This is a genomic window from Segatella copri, assembly GCF_002224675.1.
Lineage (GTDB): Bacteria > Bacteroidota > Bacteroidia > Bacteroidales > Bacteroidaceae > Prevotella > Prevotella copri_U.
Window position 1 is genome coordinate 1 of record NZ_NMPZ01000018.1, and the last position, 18,390, is coordinate 18,390.

At 43.4% G+C, this 18,390-nt stretch carries 18 protein-coding genes, 6 tRNA genes and 1 rRNA gene; 19 read left to right on the top strand and 6 right to left on the bottom strand.

Annotated elements, in window-relative coordinates; translation table 11 throughout:
- Positions 1-73: 73 nt before the first annotated feature.
- Positions 74-186: ribosomal RNA gene (gene rrf, locus CFT61_RS11075) — 5S ribosomal RNA — on the top strand.
- A gap of 201 nt (positions 187-387) precedes the next feature.
- Here the strand turns inward: rrf and CFT61_RS11080 are convergent.
- Positions 388-810: a hypothetical protein gene (locus tag CFT61_RS11080; RefSeq protein WP_089544497.1), complete on the bottom strand. Its 423-nt coding sequence runs from the start codon at positions 808-810 to the stop codon at positions 388-390.
- A 134-nt stretch (positions 811-944) separates the two neighbouring features.
- Between CFT61_RS11080 and CFT61_RS11085 the strand changes: the two genes are divergently transcribed.
- The 3 genes from CFT61_RS11085 to CFT61_RS17105 all read left to right on the top strand — a co-directional run bounded on the left by CFT61_RS11085 (position 945) and on the right by CFT61_RS17105 (position 5,430).
- A complete protein-coding gene (locus CFT61_RS11085) occupies positions 945-2,603 on the top strand; it encodes a glycogen/starch synthase (RefSeq protein WP_089544498.1) in 1,659 nt (552 codons plus the stop codon).
- Positions 2,604-2,684: 81 nt separating this feature from the next.
- Positions 2,685-5,243 (top strand): alpha-glucan family phosphorylase, encoded by a 2,559-nt coding sequence (gene glgP, locus CFT61_RS11090; protein WP_089544499.1) that lies wholly within the window; start codon positions 2,685-2,687, stop codon positions 5,241-5,243.
- Between the two features lie 37 nt (positions 5,244-5,280).
- Positions 5,281-5,430, top strand: a complete 150-nt coding sequence (locus CFT61_RS17105) for a hypothetical protein (RefSeq protein ID WP_217899090.1) — start codon at positions 5,281-5,283, stop codon at positions 5,428-5,430.
- A gap of 43 nt (positions 5,431-5,473) precedes the next feature.
- Here CFT61_RS17105 and CFT61_RS11095 read toward each other — a convergent pair whose 3' ends face one another.
- Together CFT61_RS11095 and CFT61_RS11100 are read right to left on the bottom strand one after the other, a co-directional pair.
- Positions 5,474-6,412: a ribose-phosphate pyrophosphokinase gene (locus CFT61_RS11095; RefSeq protein ID WP_089544500.1), complete on the bottom strand. Its 939-nt coding sequence runs from the start codon at positions 6,410-6,412 to the stop codon at positions 5,474-5,476.
- Between the two features lie 77 nt (positions 6,413-6,489).
- Positions 6,490-7,098, bottom strand: a complete 609-nt coding sequence (locus CFT61_RS11100; protein ID WP_089544501.1) for a thiamine phosphate synthase — start codon at positions 7,096-7,098, stop codon at positions 6,490-6,492.
- Positions 7,099-7,205: 107 nt separating this feature from the next.
- Here CFT61_RS11100 and nspC point away from each other — a divergent pair, with 107 nt between their 5' ends.
- The 12 genes from nspC to CFT61_RS11160 all read left to right on the top strand — a co-directional run bounded on the left by nspC (position 7,206) and on the right by CFT61_RS11160 (position 13,397).
- Positions 7,206-8,381, top strand: a complete 1,176-nt coding sequence (nspC, locus tag CFT61_RS11105; RefSeq protein ID WP_089544502.1) for a carboxynorspermidine decarboxylase — start codon at positions 7,206-7,208, stop codon at positions 8,379-8,381.
- 201 nt (positions 8,382-8,582) lie between these two features.
- A tRNA-Gly gene (locus CFT61_RS11110) sits at positions 8,583-8,655 on the top strand.
- A gap of 54 nt (positions 8,656-8,709) precedes the next feature.
- Positions 8,710-8,793, top strand: a tRNA-Leu gene (locus CFT61_RS11115).
- Positions 8,794-8,811: 18 nt separating this feature from the next.
- A tRNA-Gly gene (locus tag CFT61_RS11120) sits at positions 8,812-8,887 on the top strand.
- Positions 8,888-8,927: 40 nt separating this feature from the next.
- Positions 8,928-9,009, top strand: a tRNA-Leu gene (locus tag CFT61_RS11125).
- A 28-nt stretch (positions 9,010-9,037) separates the two neighbouring features.
- Positions 9,038-9,124: transfer RNA gene (locus CFT61_RS11130), tRNA-Leu, on the top strand.
- A 21-nt stretch (positions 9,125-9,145) separates the two neighbouring features.
- Positions 9,146-9,218: transfer RNA gene (locus CFT61_RS11135), tRNA-Gly, on the top strand.
- A 34-nt stretch (positions 9,219-9,252) separates the two neighbouring features.
- The gene (locus CFT61_RS11140) at positions 9,253-9,789 is read left to right on the top strand and encodes a hypothetical protein (RefSeq protein ID WP_089544503.1); all 537 of its coding nucleotides are present in this window, start codon (positions 9,253-9,255) and stop codon (positions 9,787-9,789) included.
- A 21-nt stretch (positions 9,790-9,810) separates the two neighbouring features.
- Positions 9,811-10,227, top strand: a complete 417-nt coding sequence (locus tag CFT61_RS11145) for a single-stranded DNA-binding protein (protein WP_089544504.1) — start codon at positions 9,811-9,813, stop codon at positions 10,225-10,227.
- 16 nt (positions 10,228-10,243) lie between these two features.
- The gene (gldE, locus tag CFT61_RS11150) at positions 10,244-11,590 is read left to right on the top strand and encodes a gliding motility-associated protein GldE (protein WP_089544505.1); all 1,347 of its coding nucleotides are present in this window, start codon (positions 10,244-10,246) and stop codon (positions 11,588-11,590) included.
- 39 nt (positions 11,591-11,629) lie between these two features.
- Entirely contained in the window at positions 11,630-12,265 is a 636-nt protein-coding gene (locus CFT61_RS11155; RefSeq protein WP_089544506.1) for a 4'-phosphopantetheinyl transferase family protein, read from the top strand.
- Positions 12,252-13,397, top strand: coding sequence for an esterase-like activity of phytase family protein (locus CFT61_RS11160; RefSeq protein ID WP_089544507.1), 1,146 nt, complete (start codon positions 12,252-12,254; stop codon positions 13,395-13,397). Before CFT61_RS11155 ends, CFT61_RS11160 begins: the two co-directional genes overlap by 14 nt.
- Before the next feature lie 5 nt (positions 13,398-13,402).
- Here CFT61_RS11160 and CFT61_RS11165 read toward each other — a convergent pair whose 3' ends face one another.
- From CFT61_RS11165 to CFT61_RS11175, 3 genes are all read right to left on the bottom strand, one after another.
- Positions 13,403-14,197 carry an SDR family NAD(P)-dependent oxidoreductase gene (locus tag CFT61_RS11165; RefSeq protein WP_089544508.1) on the bottom strand — a complete coding sequence of 265 codons (795 nt, stop codon included), beginning with the start codon at positions 14,195-14,197 and terminating at the stop codon, positions 13,403-13,405.
- Between the two features lie 70 nt (positions 14,198-14,267).
- Complete coding sequence (locus CFT61_RS11170; RefSeq protein WP_089544509.1) at positions 14,268-15,113, bottom strand: N-acetylmuramic acid 6-phosphate etherase; 846 nt, start codon at positions 15,111-15,113, stop codon at positions 14,268-14,270.
- Positions 15,114-16,257: 1,144 nt separating this feature from the next.
- Entirely contained in the window at positions 16,258-16,569 is a 312-nt protein-coding gene (locus CFT61_RS11175) for a nucleotidyltransferase domain-containing protein (RefSeq protein WP_089544510.1), read from the bottom strand.
- A gap of 330 nt (positions 16,570-16,899) precedes the next feature.
- Here CFT61_RS11175 and CFT61_RS11180 point away from each other — a divergent pair, with 330 nt between their 5' ends.
- The 3 genes from CFT61_RS11180 to CFT61_RS11190 all read left to right on the top strand — a co-directional run bounded on the left by CFT61_RS11180 (position 16,900) and on the right by CFT61_RS11190 (position 18,366).
- Complete coding sequence (locus CFT61_RS11180; protein WP_176425581.1) at positions 16,900-17,109, top strand: hypothetical protein; 210 nt, start codon at positions 16,900-16,902, stop codon at positions 17,107-17,109.
- A gap of 76 nt (positions 17,110-17,185) precedes the next feature.
- Positions 17,186-17,665 (top strand): sigma-70 family RNA polymerase sigma factor, encoded by a 480-nt coding sequence (locus CFT61_RS11185; RefSeq protein ID WP_089544512.1) that lies wholly within the window; start codon positions 17,186-17,188, stop codon positions 17,663-17,665.
- Entirely contained in the window at positions 17,662-18,366 is a 705-nt protein-coding gene (locus CFT61_RS11190; RefSeq protein ID WP_089544513.1) for a DUF4974 domain-containing protein, read from the top strand. The genes CFT61_RS11185 and CFT61_RS11190 overlap by 4 nt, the downstream gene beginning before the upstream one ends.
- Positions 18,367-18,390 lie beyond the last annotated feature (24 nt).

Consider the following 18,390-nt stretch of genomic DNA (forward strand, 5'->3'; position numbering starts at 1 on the left):
GAAATCGAGAGGGACGGTGGTTCTTTACTATTAAATACAGTTTGCTTGTGTGCAAATACGTCATACCCCATTATCAGGTGGTTATTGCGGTGAGGTCCCACCTCTTCCCATTCCGAACAGAGAAGTTAAGCTCACTTGCGCCGATGGTACTGCAATGCAATGCGGGAGAGTAGGTAGCCGCCTTCTTTTATTTATTTTAACCTCGATTACGTCCTGTAATCGAGGTTTTTTTGTTTATTCACCTTCTATTTAACATAATAAAGAGGCTCATATTTCTCGTATTTTTGGCGAACTGTATGATTGCCTGAAAATATGAAAAATATGAGCCTTAAAAAACGCAACAATTTTGCTCTTTAGGTATAAGTATATTCCATTTTCTCTTGGGTATTAATTCTCCTTGATGAATACCAATTTCTTAGGAATTTTAACCCATTTACGATTTCGCGCAATCTTGATGCTGCTTCCTTCTTTTTGCTGGAGCTCGTAAGTGCCATTTGAGAGTAAAACTAGGTCAGCAACAAGATCTTCGCTTCCATAATCATTAATAATAGAGAGGTGAGCAACCTTGCCATCTACATTCGCATCAGTGATTAGCCATTTCCTGCTGTCCAGCCTATCACCAAAGTATCCAGGCATTTCTCCAAACACTTCCTGCCCCGGAACTTTGAGATTCTTGTGATAGAAGTCGATGCTCATATAGACGTTCAACTCCTTGTTAGTCAGTTTGCCTTTGAATAAAGTACTATCGTTTTGCGCCATGCATATTATGCTGATAAGGCACAATAATGTTATTAAAAATCTTCTTTTCATATATAAAATTCTATTAACTGCACAAAGTTATTCATTTAAATCAAGAAAACGTTATTTTTTTTATGATTTTAATGAGATATATTTGTTTTTTTGCAAATATTTACCTATCTTTGCGGTGTTTTATTGATATTTATATGGAAAAGAACAGATTATTTCCAGATTATATATTTGAGTCTAGCTGGGAAGTGTGTAACAAAGTTGGTGGTATATACACTGTTTTGTCGACACGAGCTCTGACTCTTACGGAAAAGTTACAGGACCGACTCATATTTATTGGTCCTGATTGTTGGGGAGAGAAGGTAAATCCTTATTTCTCTGAGGATGATACGCTTTATGCGGAGTGGAAAACAGAAGCTCTTAAAGAGGGCTTGAATGTAAAGGTAGGTAGATGGCAAATCCCTGGCGAGCCTGTGGCAGTCTTGGTAGATTTCCAACCTTATTTTGAACAGAAAGACCAAATCTATGGCCAGCTTTGGAATGATTATCAAGTGGATAGTCTTCATGCTTATGGTGATTATGATGAGGCATCCATGTTCTCTTATGCTGCTGCATTGGTTGTAGAAAGTTTCTATAAGCATGTTGTGGGCAAGGGTAAGAAGGTTATTTATCATGGAAATGAATGGATGACCGGTCTTGGCGTGCTCTATGTGAATAAGTATTTGCCAGAAGTTGCTACTGTATTTACTACACATGCTACTAGCATTGGTCGCAGTATTGCAGGTAATAATAAGCCTCTCTATGACTATCTTTTTGCCTATAATGGCGATCAGATGGCACAGGAGCTCAATATGCAGAGCAAACATTCAATTGAAAAGCAAACCGCAAAGTATGTTGATTGCTTTACTACGGTAAGTGATATTACAGCCAATGAGTGTAAGGAACTCTTGGATAAGCCTGTTGACTTTGTATTACCTAACGGATTTGATAATAGTTTTGTACCTAAAGCTTCTACATTCACCAAGAAACGTAAGGAGGCAAGAAAGCGTTTGCTTGATGTAGCTAATGCATTGATGGGTACCGACTTGGACGATGATACACTTATTGTTTCCACCAGTGGTCGTTACGAGTTCCGCAACAAGGGCATTGATGTCTATATCGAGGCGATGAACCGTTTGCTTCGCGATAGCAATTTGAAGAAGAATGTTTTGGCATTCATCGATGTACCTGGTTGGGTTGGTGATCCACGTCAGGATCTTCTTGAGCGTTTGGAAAGTGGAAAGAAGTTTGATACTCCACTTGAAGTTCCAGAGATTACCCATTGGTTGCATAATATGAGTCATGATAATGTCTTGGGTATGTTGAAGTACTTCAATATGCATAATAACAAGGAAGACAAGGTTAAGTTGATATTCTTGCCTTGCTATTTGACTGGCGATGATGGTATCATCAACAAGAGTTATTATGATGTCGTTTTGGGTAATGATCTCTGCATCTATCCTTCTTATTATGAGCCATGGGGTTATACTCCATTGGAGGCTGTGGCATTCAAGGTGCCATGTATCACCACCGACTTGGCTGGCTTTGGTCTTTGGGCGAACTCAGAGAAGGGAAGTTACAGCGAGATAGAGGATGGTGTGAAGGTAATCAAGCGTACCGATTACAATTACTCAGAGGTCGCTGATGCTATCAAGGATACTGTAGCCAAGTACTCTGGTATGACCAAGACTCAGGTGAACAAGTGCCGCAAGAATGCCGAGAAACTCTCTGAAAAGGCATTGTGGAAGCATTTCATCGAGTATTATTACGATGCCTATGACTTCGCATTGCGTAAGGCAGAGGACCGTATGAAGTAATAAGAATTCTCTCTCTCTTAATAGTGAGAAATTACGATGTAATTAATGAGATATAAATAGTTTAATATAAATCGAAACACAATGAAAATTAAAGCAGACTATGCTAATGCTCCTCAATGGAAGGAGACTACTATTAAGTCTAGCCTTCCTAAGGAATTGAAGTGCTTGGACGAGATTGCTCACAATATGTGGTGGGCATGGAACTATGAGGGTCGTGACTTGTTTAAGAGTCTTGATGCTGATTTGTACGAGAAATGCAACGCTAACCCAGTATTGCTTTTGGAGCGTTTGAGCTACGATCGTAAGGAGGCCATTGTTAAGGATAAGGAGACAATGGCTAAGGTTAAGAACGTCTACAAGATGTTCCGTGAGTATATGGATGTGAAGCCAAACTCAAAGCGTCCTTCTGTAGCATACTTCTGCATGGAGTATGGTATCAACCAGGTGGTTAAAATCTACTCTGGTGGTCTTGGTATGCTTGCTGGTGACTACTTGAAGGAGGCATCTGATAGCAACGTGGATATGTGTGCCGTTGGTTTCCTCTACAGATATGGTTATTTCAAGCAGTCTTTGAGCATGGATGGTCAGCAGATTGCCAATTATGATGCTCAGAACTTCAATTCTCTCCCTTTGGAGCGTGTTCTGGATGAGAATGGCAACCCTGTTGTCATCGATGTACCTTATATGAACTATCAGGTTCACGCTTATGTATGGCAGATGAATGTTGGTCGTATCAAGTTGTATCTCCTGGATACAGATAATGATATGAACTCAGAGTTCGACCGTCCAATCACTCACTCACTCTATGGTGGTGACTGGGAGAATCGCTTGAAGCAGGAAATCCTGCTGGGTATCGGCGGTATCTTGACTTTGAAGAAACTTGGCATCAAGAAAGATATTTATCACTGCAACGAGGGTCATGCAGCTCTTTGTAACTTGCAGCGTCTCTGCGACTATATTGAGGAGGATGGTTTGAACTTCAACCAGGCTCTCGAGTTGGTTCGCGCTTCTTCTCTCTATACTGTTCACACTCCAGTGCCAGCTGGTCACGACTACTTCGACGAGGCTCTCTTCGGTAAGTACATGGGTGGCTATCCACAGCGCCTCGGCATCTCTTGGGATGAGTTCATCGGTATGGGTCGTGAGAATGCAGACGATCACAACGAGCGTTTCTGTCTCTCTACCTTCGCTTGCAATACTTGCCAGGAGGTTAACGGCGTAAGTAAGCTCCATGGTTGGGTAAGCCAGCAGATGTTCTCTAACATCTGGAAGGGTTACTTCCCAGAGGAGAACCACGTAGGTTATGTAACCAATGGTGTTCACTTCCCAACTTGGACAGCAACAGAGTGGCGTAAGCTCTATGATACATATTTCGACAAGAACTTCATGAACGACCAGAGCAACGAGGAAATCTGGCATGCCATCTACAATGTTTCAGATGCAGAAATCTGGAATACCCGTATGACATTGAAGAAGAAGCTCGTAGCTTACATCCGTGAGAAGTTTACACAGACATGGTTGAAGAACCAGGGTGATCCTGCTCGTGTAGTATCTTTGCTCGAGCGTATCAACCCTAACGCTTTGATGATTGGTTTCTGCCGTCGTTTCGCTACATACAAGCGTGCTCACCTGCTCTTCACCGACTTGGATCGCTTGGCTAAGATTGTTAACGACCCAGAGCATCCGGTATTGTTCTTCTTCTCAGGTAAGGCCCACCCAGCTGATGGTGCTGGTCAGGGCTTGATTAAGAGAATCTTCGAAATCAGCCAGCGTCCTGAGTTCCTTGGCAAGATTATCTTCCTCGAGGACTACGATATGACATTGGCTCGTCGTCTGGTTTCAGGTGTTGATATCTGGATGAATACTCCTACACGTCCATTGGAGGCTTCTGGTACATCTGGCGAGAAGGCAGAGATGAACGGTGTAGTCAACCTTTCTGTACTTGATGGTTGGTGGGTAGAAGGTTACCGCGAGGGTGCTGGTTGGGCTCTTCCTGAGAAGCGTACATACCAGAACCAGGGTTACCAGGATCAGCTTGATGCTGCTACTATCTACAACCTCTTGGAGAACGACATCATCCCAATGTACTATAACAAGAACAAGGAAGGCTTCAGCAAGGAGTGGATTCAGGTAGTAAAGAACTCTATCGCTACTATCGCTCCTCACTATACTATGAAGCGTCAGTTGGATGACTACTATGATAAGTTCTACAACAAGGAGGCTGCCCGCTTCAAGAAGTTGAGCGCTAACGACAATGCTTTGGCTAAGGAGATTGCACTCTGGAAGGAAAGCGTTGCTGAGCGTTGGGATGGTATCCACGTAGTATCTAAGGATGACAGCAAGTTGATGGCTGCTGAGACAGGTCAGAAGATCAAGGTTCAGTATGTTATCGATGAGCAGGGGTTGAACGATGCAGTAGGCTTGGAGCTTGTTGTATTGAAGGATCAGCCTGAGGATGGCAAGCAGATTTATGCTGTTTATCCATTCAAGATGGTTGGTCATGAGGGCAACAACTTCACATTCGAGGCTGAGATTGAGCCAATCAATGCTGGTTCATTCAAGACAGGTGTTCGTATGTATCCTAAGAATGAGAAGTTGCCACATCGTCAGGACTTCTGCTACGTTAAGTGGTTGGACTAATAGGATAGCGGATTTCTATTCGTATCATATAAATATAATGAATCCTGCAGCTCGCATAGAGGTGCAGGATTTTTTTGTTTTTTTTCTCGGATTAGAAAGAAAACCGGGTATTCTTTGTAATCAGAAAATGGAAGAAGAATCAGAAAATAAACAAAAGAAAAGGAGCCTTCCCGCTCAAGAAGAGTAGGGAAGGCTCCTTTTTTTGTTTATATATAATAATGTGGAAATTATTATACGAGATACTGAGAAGAAATACTCTCGTTATCCTCTACGCGGCGGATAGTCTCAGCAAACATATCAGCGATGGTGAGCTGCTTAACCTTGTCGCAACGCTTGGTGTAAGGGATTGAATCTGTGAAAACAATCTCCTCGAGAGCAGAATTCTGTACGCGTTCCGAAGCAGGACCACTCATTACGCAGTGAGAAGCACAAGCGCGAACAGTCTTGGCACCAGCCTGCTTCATAATATCAGCAGCCTTTGTGATAGTACCTGCGGTATCAACCATGTCATCGATGATGACTACGTTCTTGTCCTTTACATCACCAATGATCTGCATGCTGGCTACTACATTTGCACGAGCACGAGTCTTGTTGCAAAGTACGAGAGGGCAACCGAAGTACTTGGCATAAGTGTTGGCACGCTTAGAACCGCCTACGTCTGGAGAAGCAATTACCATATCCTTGAGGTGCAAGTTCTGCAGGTATGGCAGGATAACGCCAGAAGCATAGAGGTGATCTACTGGAACATCGAAGAAGCCCTGAATCTGGTCTGCATGGAGGTCCATGGTGATGAGGCGGTCGATTCCGGCAACGCTAAGCAAGTCGGCAACCAATTTAGCACCGATGCTGACACGTGGCTTGTCCTTACGGTCCTGACGAGCCCAACCGAAGTAAGGCACAACAGCGATGATGTGGCGAGCTGATGCACGCTTGGCAGCATCGATCATCAAAAGTAACTCCATCAAGTTGTCTGAATTAGGGAAGGTACTCTGCACGAGGAATACGTCGCGACCGCGGATAGATTCCTCGAAAGAAACGCCAAACTCACCATCAGAAAACTTGGTTACTACCAAATTACCCAGTGGGCAACCTAAACTAGCGCAGATTTTCTCTGCAAGGTATCTCGTGTTAGTACCAGAGAATACCAAATAAGAGTTCTTGTCACTCATTTCCTTTAGTGTTTACGTGTATTAATAGTTATGTATTATTCTAGATGATATATATATGAATCATTGCGAACTGGTTTTTAGCTGATAGCTTTTCTCAGTCTTTCGAAATGCTGAATCAGCTCCTTGAAGTCAGTCTCATTATGGATATCAAAGCGGTTCCAGATGTCTCCGCAGATTACCACGCCTCCAAATCCCAGGTCTTTGGCCATTTTGAGATTTTCCAGGCTCATGCCTCCCAGGGCATATACCTTTTTGTCTATGAGACCAGCCTTTGCAGCCATCTCTAACTGCTGTGTAGAGAATGAGGATTTCTCGTCCTTGAATTCGATGCAGTCGAATATGTTTTTCAGAAAAACATAGTTTGACTTCTTCTTCATCTCCTTCAGCTTTAATAGGTCAGTACAGGTGCGGCTGTATTTGCCCTTGTAGCCATCAGGGACAGGAGCAAGAGGATCATCGATGTGTATTCCCGCCAAGTCGTATTCCTGCTTGAGGTAATAATGGTCGTGAACCGTAACCTTGCGTCGGTAGTCTTCTGGCAATAAAGTGAGCAAGCGCTCAGAGTATATGGGCGATGAACCTGGTTTGAAGAGATGCAGGTTGTCCATCCCCTCGTCGAACAGCGAGGTGAGTATTTTATCTTCCTCCACAAAGAATGTGGACTTGGTCATTATTGCTAATTTCATTGTCAAAATGCATTTTATACTGCAAAAGTATTAAAAATTTCGCAATCCTGCAATTATATCGGGATAAAAAGCTATCTTTGCACCATAAAATTAATATTTATCAAGAAATGAGAGTAAATTTATCGACTTTTTGTGAGATTCACACCCCAATTTATGTTTTGGAGGAGGAGAGACTGAGACGCAACCTGAGTCTTATCAAAAGTGTGGCTGAACGTGCCGATGTGGAGATTATTCTTGCCTTCAAGGCTTATGCCCTGTGGAAGACTTTTCCGATTTTCAGAGAGTACATCCATTCCACTACGGCGAGTTCTTTGAGTGAGGCGAAACTGGCTTTCGAGAAGTTTGGAAGTCCGGCGCATACATTTTCGCCGGCTTATACGGATTATGAGATTGATGAGATAGCCCGCTGCTCGAGTCATCTTTCGTTCAACTCGCTTTCTCAGTATGAGCGTTATCATGAGCGTGCCCGATTGGCAAATCCGGAAATCAAGTACGGATTGAGAGTGAATCCTGAATATTCTGAGGTGGAAACCTTATTGTATAATCCATGTGCTCCGGGAACCAGATTTGGCGTATCGGCAGATAAGTTGCCGGAAACCTTGCCTTCCGACATAGAGGGATTCCATTGTCATTGCCATTGCGAGAGTGGGGCAGATGTCTTCGAGCGCACATTGGCACATATCGAGGAAAAGTTTGCCAAATGGTTTCCGCAGTTGAAGTGGATCAACTTTGGAGGTGGTCACTTGATGACCCGCAAGGATTATGATGTTTTACACCTTATTAATATATTAAAGGGATTTCATGCCCGTTATCCTCATCTGAAGGTTATCCTGGAGCCTGGTAGTGCCTTTGGATGGCAAACTGGTCCGTTGGTAACCCAGGTAGTAGATGTGGTAGAAGATAAAGGTATCAAGACTGCGATTATCAACGCCAGTTTTACCTGCCACATGCCAGATTGTCTCGAAATGCCATATATGCCGGCAGTGAGAAATGCTGAAACTTTGGAGGTTGAAGACCCGATGAAGGCTCCGGAGGGCGAACATATATATAGAATAGGTGGCAATAGTTGCCTGAGTGGTGACTTCATGGGGTACTGGAAATTCGATCATGAACTGGAAATTGGCGAAAATGTCATCTTTGAAGACATGCTCCACTACACCACAGTGAAGACAAATACCTTTAATGGCATCACTCATCCGGCTATCGGAATCGTACATTTGGACGGAAATTTGGAAATTTTGCGCGAATTTGGATATGAGGACTATCGCGACAGGATGGATTGATGACTGGTTATTTGATGAAGTTTGTCCCTAAAATGGACGAATAATGCTTGAAATACGCCTAAAAATGCACGTTTTTCCCCTAAAATGAAGAAAAATGTGCATTTTTTATAAAAAAACGCTGAAAAATTTGGTGGGTTCAAAAAAATGTAGTACTTTTGCACTCGCATTCAGAGGAACGTTCCTATGAAAGTTAGGAAATAAGCGGAAATAGCTCAGTTGGTAGAGCACAACCTTGCCAAGGTTGGGGTCGCGGGTCCGAGTCCCGTTTTCCGCTCGAACATTTTGGACAACATGTCATTCTGTATTAGGTATGGAATTTCAAGGTAATGGAGAGGTGGCGGAATTGGTAGACGCGCTACTTTGAGGGGGTAGTGACAATTGTGTCGTGGGAGTTCGAGTCTCCTCCTCTTCACTTCTTGAAGTTGTATAAGCGGAAATAGCTCAGTTGGTAGAGCACAACCTTGCCAAGGTTGGGGTCGCGGGTCCGAGTCCCGTTTTCCGCTCCATTCTTTTACGTACCTAGTTAAATGAGGATATGTATTTTGAGCCCAAGTGGCGGAATTGGTAGACGCGCACGTTTCAGGTGCGTGTGTTTCACAACGTGCAGGTTCGAGTCCTGTCTTGGGCACTGATGTTCAAAATGACATCTAAATGTTGGAGAGGTGGCGGAATTGGTAGACGCGCTACTTTGAGGGGGTAGTGACAATTGTGTCGTGGGAGTTCGAGTCTCCTCCTCTTCACCATTTTGATAATTTTTTTATTAGGCGGAAATAGCTCAGTTGGTAGAGCACAACCTTGCCAAGGTTGGGGTCGCGGGTCCGAGTCCCGTTTTCCGCTCTATTTTATTTGAAAATAGAGAAACATACCTATTATGAATTTATATTTAAGATATTTCGATCAGGAGACATTAGTAAATAATGTCGATGAAGCAATAGATTTTTTGAAAGGTATCCCGGAAATTGGTATGGATGCTGAGCTAGAGGCTGATATTAGAGATTACGCCGCTAGCGATGTTTGCTATCCTAAACGTTATAAAGTTCGTCCTCGTATTTATTTCATTGTTATCAAGACGGCTGCTGCTACGATGCAGGATTTCAAGGATAAGAAGGCCTTGCGTTCGTCTGCACCTGCAGAACGTCAGGAGAATCCTGTGATGCTGAATCTTACACAGGAGTTGGCTGGCTGGTACGAGGGATCTTTGGATTTTAAGCGTGTTGTGATGGTGCCTGCTACGGGAAAGTTTGAATATCGCGATACTCACTTCGTGGCTCATGTCAAGGCTATGTCGGGGTTGGATTGCTACACTCGTATTGTAGAGCACTTGAAGGAGAGAGTTGACTCTCGTAGTCAGTTCCCTTCAGCTAAGGGTAAGAATTTCCATTTCCGCTATTTGGGAATGTGGAAGTAAAAAGATAATTATTAGAAAACTATGAATAAGGTAATGTTGATTGGTAATGTGGGCAAGGAACCTGTTGTGCATTATTATGATGCAGATCAGGCGGTAGCTCAAGTGTCTTTTGCGACAACGGAGAAAGGTTACACCCTGGCTAATGGTATGCAAGTACCAGATCATACCGATTGGCATAACCTCGTGTTCTTCCGTGGTCTTGCAAAGGTGGTGGAGAAGTATGTACACAAGGGCGACCGACTCTATGTGGAAGGCCGGATCCGCTATCGACTCTATGATGACAAGCAGGGTAAGCGACATAATATCACCGAGATATACGTTGATAATATGGAGATGCTGACCTCGCGGTCGGGAGCTTCTGCTCCAACTTCAACTCCTGCTTCATCTTCAACCCCATCTCCTGCAGAGACTACTGAGAACAAAGATTTACCATTTTAAATTTTAAGCTCAGAAATTGGATATATCGACCATAACGGATGCTTTTAGTGATGTGCTGCTCTTGCAGCCATCTACTGGTGTTTTTGTAGCTGCTATATTGGCAGCTATCCTGCTTGGTATGTCAGCTTTTGCCAGTGGTTCCGAAATCGCTTTTTTTAGTTTATCACCAGCGGATATTGCGGAACTGGAGGACGAAAAAACTGACTGTGACAAGAAAATTCAGATGTTGCGTGAGGATTCAGAACGTACATTGGCTACCATACTGATAACCAATAACTTTGTGAATGTCACCATTATCATGCTCCTCAACTATGTTTTTGCCGGAATCGTGGAGTTTGGTCCTAAAGCCTATTGGCTTCAGTTCCTTATCATCACGGTAATCCTTACATTCTTGCTTTTGCTCTTCGGAGAGATTATGCCTAAGGTTTATGCCCGACAGGATCCTCTCAAGTTTTGCCGTAGATGTGTGGGCGGCATTATGTTTGCACGCAAGGTGTTCTGGGCATTGGAGAATGTACTGCTGAAGAGTGGAATCGTTGCTGAAAAGATTATACAGAAAGAAAACCATGTCCTGAGTGTGGATGATTTGGAACAGGCTCTGGAACTCACCGACAAGGAAGATATCAAGGACGAACAGAATATGCTGAAGGGTATCATCCGATTTGGCGATGAAACAGCCAAGGAGGTGATGACCACCCGTCAGAACATCGTTGACCTGGATATTCGCAGCACCTATCCTGAGGTGTTGAAATGTATTGTAGAGAACAACTACAGTCGTATTCCGGTATATCAGGATAATACGGATAATATTCGTGGTGTGTTGTATATCAAGGACTTATTACCACATCTTTCAAAGGCATCCAACTTCCGTTGGCAGAGTCTGATCCGTCCTCCTTACTTCGTTCCTGAAACCAAGAAGATAGATGATCTGCTTCGCGAGTTCCAGGAGAATAAGGTTCATATCGCCATTGTGGTAGATGAGTTTGGCGGTACTTCCGGTATCGTAACCCTGGAGGATATCCTGGAGGAAATCGTTGGCGAGATCAATGATGAATATGATGAGGAGGAGAAGTTCTATTCGAAATTAAATTATAATACATTTATCTTCGAAGGCAAGACCTTGCTTTCAGACTTCTGCAAGATTCTGAATGTAGATGACGAAGAGTTCGAGGAGGTTGAGGGCGATGCTGATTCCCTGGCAGGTCTGCTCTTGGAAATCAAGGGTGATTTCCCAAGTATGCACGAGAAGATAGATTATAAGAACTATACTTTCGAGGTGATGAATATCGAGGAGCGTCGCATCAGCAAGATCAAGGTGACGGTACATCCGGTAAGAAACGAAGAGGAGAATTCCTCCAAGTAGTTCATCCTCCTTATATTTGTAATATTTTGATTATATAGTATGGCAGTTGTCAATATACGAGAAGTTTATCCGGGAGTGAGTCTGGGCTTATGGCAGATGGATGAGACTGTAGAACAGTTGTTTGAAGCATATCCTCTTCTGCAGGCTTACCGCTCCCAGGTGGAAGAGAAATATAAGAACGATGGCAGGAAACTGGAGTTTCTTGCCATTCGTGCATTAATGTATGAGATGCTCAAGACGAACGGAGCTTCCAAGGGCTTGCTTTCTCATGCGGGTGACATTACTCACAACGAGGCGGGAAAGCCATTGTTCCGTGGTTATCATATCAGCGTTTCGCATACCAAGGGTTATGCTGCGCTTATCCTTTCCAAGAATCAGGAAGTGGCGGTAGATATCGAATACTTCAGCGATAGGGTAGAGCGCATCGCTTCCAAATTCCTGCGAAAGGATGAGAAGGCGGAAGATCTGGATGCCAAGCTGGTGCATTGGTGTGCCAAGGAAACGGTCTTCAAGTTATTCTCAGAAGAAAATCTGATGTTTGAGGATATGCGGGTGAAGCCGTTTGATACGATGGTAGACTGGTCGTGTGATGTGGAGAATCTCAAGAGCAGGAAGACGGCTCATGTGGATTTCGAGTTAACTATGGAGTTTGTTCTTACCTATGCTGCGTTGTAATATCCTGACCATCTTTCTGGCATTCAGTCTGTTGGCTGGAGCACAGGATTGGAAAGTAGTGAGAGAGAATCCCCAGAAGGCTTTTCCGAAAACCGTGGCTGCGGGTAACTACAGTGGCATTGCTCATCTGCATGATGATATCTATGCGGTGGTAAGCGACAAGTCGGATAGCGCCCTGTACTTCAACTTCCGAATTCAGGTGAATCCCAAGACCGGCGAACTGGAACAGGTAGAGAACCTGGGTTTTACCGAGAGAACAGATGGAACGCTGAACGACGGCAAGCCTTGGCAGGGGCTGGAGAAGGGATTTGACCATGAAGCCATCGTGAAGGTTTCTGCTTCTACCTTGGTGATAGCAAGCGAAGGATATTGCCGTTTAAAGGAGTATCCTATTCTGCCTACTTCGGCAGATGCTGCCAAGGTTGGCTATCCGCAGAACCTTTGGGAAAGTAGATGGCCTTCTTCTGATTTTTATCCCAATTATAATTTTGAGTCTCTGGCTTTTGATTCCGTCCATCAGTATCTTTGGACGATTCCTGAGAGCACGCTCCGCAAGGACGGACAGCCTGCTACTCCTCAAAACGGATTGACTAACCAGCTTCGTTTGATGAGGCTTGATTGGGGAAAGATGAAGGAAGATAGTAACAAGGAAGAGTATAGCGAGCAAGTGAGTAGCAAGAAAGACTCTCGTTATATGACGACCTATGCCTATCAGATGGATCAACCTTCTACCCATAAGAAAGCAGATATCTATGTGATGGGTGTGAGTGAGCTTTGTGCCTTGCCCGATGGACAGCTTCTGGTTTTGGAGCGTGAGGCATTTATTCCTAAGATCAAGATAGGTGCTTTCTGCAAGTGCAAGCTCTATCAGATTAATCCTTTGAATTCTGAGGAGTTTTCTATGAAAGAGAATTTTTCATCAGATACTCCTTTCTTGAAAAAGAGATTGCTCACGGAATGGAAAACCGGCTTATCTCTTTCCAAGCGTTCCTTTGCCAATTACGAAGGTATGTGTCTTGGTCCTATGCTGGAAGATGGTTCCCAGGTTGTCATCCTGCTGTCTGATTCGCAGGATCAATATGCTGGAGTATTGAAAGACTGGTTCAAGACGATTGTCATCAGAAAGGAATAAAGTTGTTATGTTGTAATTCTCAATCTCGTCCATAACCATCTAGGAATGAGTCGCCAGAGGAAGACGAGGATATCATATCTCCAGTCTATCACCTTTACTTCCTTTCCGCTTTCGATGGCATTCACGATATGTTTCGCCACATCTTCCGGTTTGAGTTGCAGCGGATAGCTGCTGCCTGCGATGAGATCGGTCTTTACGAAACCTGGTCGGATATCTGTAATGGCGATGGGGAGATGACGCATCCGTGCCTGCTGCGACAGGCTTTCCAGATAATGGTTCTGGAATCGCTTGGTGGCAGAGTAGGCAGGGGCTGCACCGAGACCTTTGGTTCCGGCGATGGAAGTGATGCAGGCAATGCGGAAATTCTGATAGGCATGGTTTGCCTTCTTCTTACTTTCAGAAACAGAATGTTCACCCTTATTGGTAGGAGTAGAAGACTGGGCGGCAAACCAGTTGAATGCCGTATCCACCATTCTCGTGAATCCTAAACCGTTGGTTTCCAGGGTCTTCATTTCCTTTTCTATATCCAGCGAGTTGTTCTGCCAGCCAATGCCGGAACTATGGAAGTAGAGGTCCATGCCTCCCAACTTATCGATGAGTTCGAGAAGTTGGGCAGGAGCATCGGGAGAAGTCACGTCTATTTGCTGGTAGCAGGTAATTCCGCCCTGCGAAATCAGCGCCTGCAATCTTTCGATTCTTCTTCCGGCGATTCCTACCTGCCATCCTTTTGCAGCAAGCAGTTTGGCCACTTCCATTCCGATGCCCGATGTGGCACCCATTACAATTGCTTTCTTTGCCATATAGTCCTATTATATAAGGTGAAGTCTTGATATTCCTATTTTATAAAGGTGAAGTCTTGTCTAACTCTATCTAAATATCTAAATCGCTTTTACTCTTCAGCAGGTCTTCCGCCTTCTTCACGCTTCCAGCTTTCAGAATCAGTTGCTTTACTTCTTCGTAATCCGTATATTCCGGATTGCGTTCCATGAAGATGCGGCAGGCGCGGTCGATGAGTTTATGGTTGATGAGCTTGGCGTTCACCATCTTGTTACCTTCCACTCGTCCTTGTCTTATCTGAAGAGAAGTGCTGATCATATCCAGAATCATCTTCTGCGAAGAACCGGCTTTCATGCGGGTACTTCCCGTCACGAACTCCGGTCCCGTGATGACTTCTACGGGATAATCGGTAGCCTGGGCGATGGGAGCGTGGGGATTGTTGACGATGCACCCCGTAGGAATACCTGCCTCCTTGCAATGTTTCAGGATGGCGAGCACGAAGGGAGTAGTGCCGCTTGCCGAGAAGCCCAGCACGAAATCTTGTCTTGAGATATGCTTGTCGCAAAGCTGATGCCAGCCATTCTCCAGGTCGTCTTCTCTTGATTCCCTGGTTTGTGTAAGGCAGCCGATGCCTCCGGGGAAGATGGCCTGTATCTGCGAACCGTCGATACCATAGGTGTTCTGCACCTCGATGGTATCGAGCGTAGCCAGTCTTCCGCCCGTTCCGCAACCGGCATAGAAGAGCCTTCCGCCCTTCTTCAGCTGCCCTTCGATGGCGGAAATCAGTTGGTTAATGGCAGGCAATGCTTGTTCTATTGCCACAGCCACCTTCTTGTTTTCTGCATTGATATGAGCGGTGAGTTCATCCACGCTCATCTTTTCCAGATGCTCGTAGAGTGAGCTTTGCTCAGTTATTCTTTTATCTACTTTGTTTGACATATTACCAGAATCTTTAGATTGTAGAATGTCTTGGTGTATCCTATGTATAATTGCTGATCATATTTTATAGCCATCGTTCTCTTCTTTCTGTTTAGCGATACAAAGGTAATCTTTTATTCTTAAACTACCAAATAAAAATGGCACTAATATGGATGAGTGGTGTTATTGATATAGGTCGACCACTCTACCATCTCTTCTAATTCGGTCTGATGACTATAGCTTGGTTTTCTTAAGCGGGTGCAAAGGTACTACTTTTTTGAATCCACCCAATTTTAGAGGGATAAATTTGCTGAAAATATTTAAGATAGATAATAAATATCCTTTCACGGAATGCGGATTGTATTGAAAATGAGAGAGTTAAGTGTGAAATGAAAAACCTCTTTATTTTGAGATGATAATTGATGGCTAAGCTTAAATTTGGCGATGTGCTTTGCTTTTAATGAGTATGGTATAGGTGGGGCAAGGATCTGGTATAGTCAATAATAGATGTTTTGATAATGAATAATGAGCGTCTTGATAGTGAATAGCAGGTGTTTTGATAATGAATAGTGGGTGTCTTTGTTATGAATGTTGGGATGAAGCATAGTAACTAGAAGGATGAGGGATAGATATTGGCAGGCGAAAAGAAGCGATTTATCGGGTAGATGACTAAGGTCGTCTATATGGATGACTCGGGTCATCTATATGGCTCACTCCCGTCATCTATATGGATGACCCGGGTCATCCGATACAAAGAAGCCTTTTCTATTCCTTTTGTGATAGTTGCTTTCTCCTTTAGACTAAGTTGCCTTCTCCTTATATTAATAGTCCTTTCGGCTGATTATTATTGTTGTTTCAGCTCAAGGTAAATGGTGCGGTGGTAAGCGCAGTTGGTTCTTTTGTCGTTTCCCATGATAGCCGTAGTACTATTGGGGTGTTGAATTCTCCTTTCATACTTAAGTGGTTGATTATTAGCATACTCTGATGTTTGTGAAAGGAGAATGAAATTTTAATTGCTGTTTTTTGAGAAGCTATTAACGATTGGCTGCTGTTTCGACATAACCATTTTTTATAGAACCGACAGCTTCTTGGTAAGTACGGTAGGCTTTTTCTATTCTGTACTTTACAATCTCGGTTCTGTCAGTGTCTGTAAGTTGTCCCTTTATCATATTGCAATTCCTTCCTTATTTACGTTATGATTGAATAAGGTATAATGGTTCTCCTCCCATTCTTTTTGGGAGAAGAGTACAGGGTTGATGATTTCATCAATATCCCAGCCTAATTCTCTTAGTGGATAAGAATACTTATCGTAATCTTGAAGCGTAACTTTTGGTTTGTCTAGAAGAATCAATACATCCCAATCACTTCCTTCATGTTCTGTACCTCTAGCGCGGGAACCAAACAAGATAGCTTTTGCATGAGGATCAATCTCATGCAATCTATTGTGCATTGCTTCTATAATTCGTTTCTTCTCCATATCTATCAATATTAATATATGTGTTGCAAAAATACGAGTTTTCTTTCTAATCACCAAATTTTTAGAATAAAAGAATGCCTAAAAAGGCAAAAAATAGTGAAATTGAGCATTTGTTCCTCCGTAGTCGGACAATAAAGATGGAAAGAACATATAAAAAAGCATAAAAAGTTTCTGATTTTTCTCATAGACAATTTAGATTTTCTAATTTTGTGCAAAATTAGAAACAATGACAGAACTATTGAGTATATTATATAAGCTGCGGATATTCATATAGACCTTGACTTTACGGTGGATTGCGACCGAGAATCCATGCTCTCCATTCGCCAAGAAGTGAATAACGAGATTCTACGCTATATGGAGTCGGATGGTTATCATCTTGCGCCTGGCTCCAAGACACCGCATACGCTTGACTCATGGGTGTTTCATTATACCAATGCCGCAGGCAACAACGATGGCATCAAGATAGAAATCGAAGATAAAGAGATGGTCAATAGAATCCAATTTCATCCTATGGCTTTGTGGAAGACTAGGAGTCGTTGAATGTTTTTTCTGTAAATTTTGAAAAAAGTTATTGTTTTGCTTAGTTTTTTGCTTGGCTCAACTGTATAGATAGTGTATGAAACAGGAAAAGGACATAGAAAGAATGTTTCGTCAGCATTACGGGAAGATGTACAATCTGGCCAGAAGCATCCTCTCCGATGACGATGAAAGCAAGGATGTAGTGAGCGAAGTCTTTACCACGATTCTTGCCGATGATGTAGTCCTGATGCCTGAGAGTGAGGAAGGATTCCTGATGAGGAGCGTCCGCAACCGCTGTCTCAACCTGATAGCCCATAAGAGCGTGAAGGAAAGGGTAGCGAAGCTGCTGCTGGATGATGCCGACGTGATTCTCTCGGAAGAGACCGACGAGAGACTCGACCAGCTGATGCTTCTCATCGAAGACCTGGAACCGCCTATCCGACAACTCATTTTCCGTCTGCGCTATCTTCAGGAGAAATCTTATCAGGAGGTGGCTGATGAAGTGGGAGTGAGCAAGGTGACGGTGTTCAACCATCTTTCGAAGGCGATGGACTGGATTAAGGAACAATTTAAATGAGCAAGACAATGACAAACAAGGAATTTAACAAGAGTAAAGAAGAGAAGCGACAGATGTTCTTCGATATGCAGGAGCATCCCGATCGCTATACCGACGAGCAGGTGGAACGTTTGCTTGCCGATGAAGACGTAAAGGATTTCTTTCACGATATGGCGATGGTTAGGATGGCGATGAAAAAAGGAAATCCAAAGAAAGTGAATGTAGACGAAGCGTGGAAGAAGTTTGCTGATAAGCAAGGATTAAAGGCCAACGAAGCTTCTGATAAAACATCCAGCAATCACTGGAAGATAGCAGCATCCATCATTGGCATTGTTTTCCTCTCAGGCATTACTTTCGCTGCAATTCATTCAGGCATTTTCCGTTTCTCTTCTTCGGATGAGGCTAAACAAGCCAAGACGGAGCAAGTATCTTCTACTTCTGATTTTAACAAGATGGATAACATCAAGGTGAGTGCTACGGAGAAGGCTGATAGTCTCGACCTCAAACCTGTTGTCTTTGACAATACCGAGTTGGGCGATGTCGTGTCGCAGCTTGCTGCCTTCTATCATGTCAAGGTGGAATTCGGCAAAGCTGAATCACAGCATATTCGTATCTTCTTCAATTGGGACAAGACTAAGACATTGAAGCAGAATCTCGAAATATTGAATGCTTTTGAGCGCATACAGATAACGGAAGTGGATGGGATTTTAAAAGTGGAGTAAGTTATGAAGAAGATTGTTTTTAAC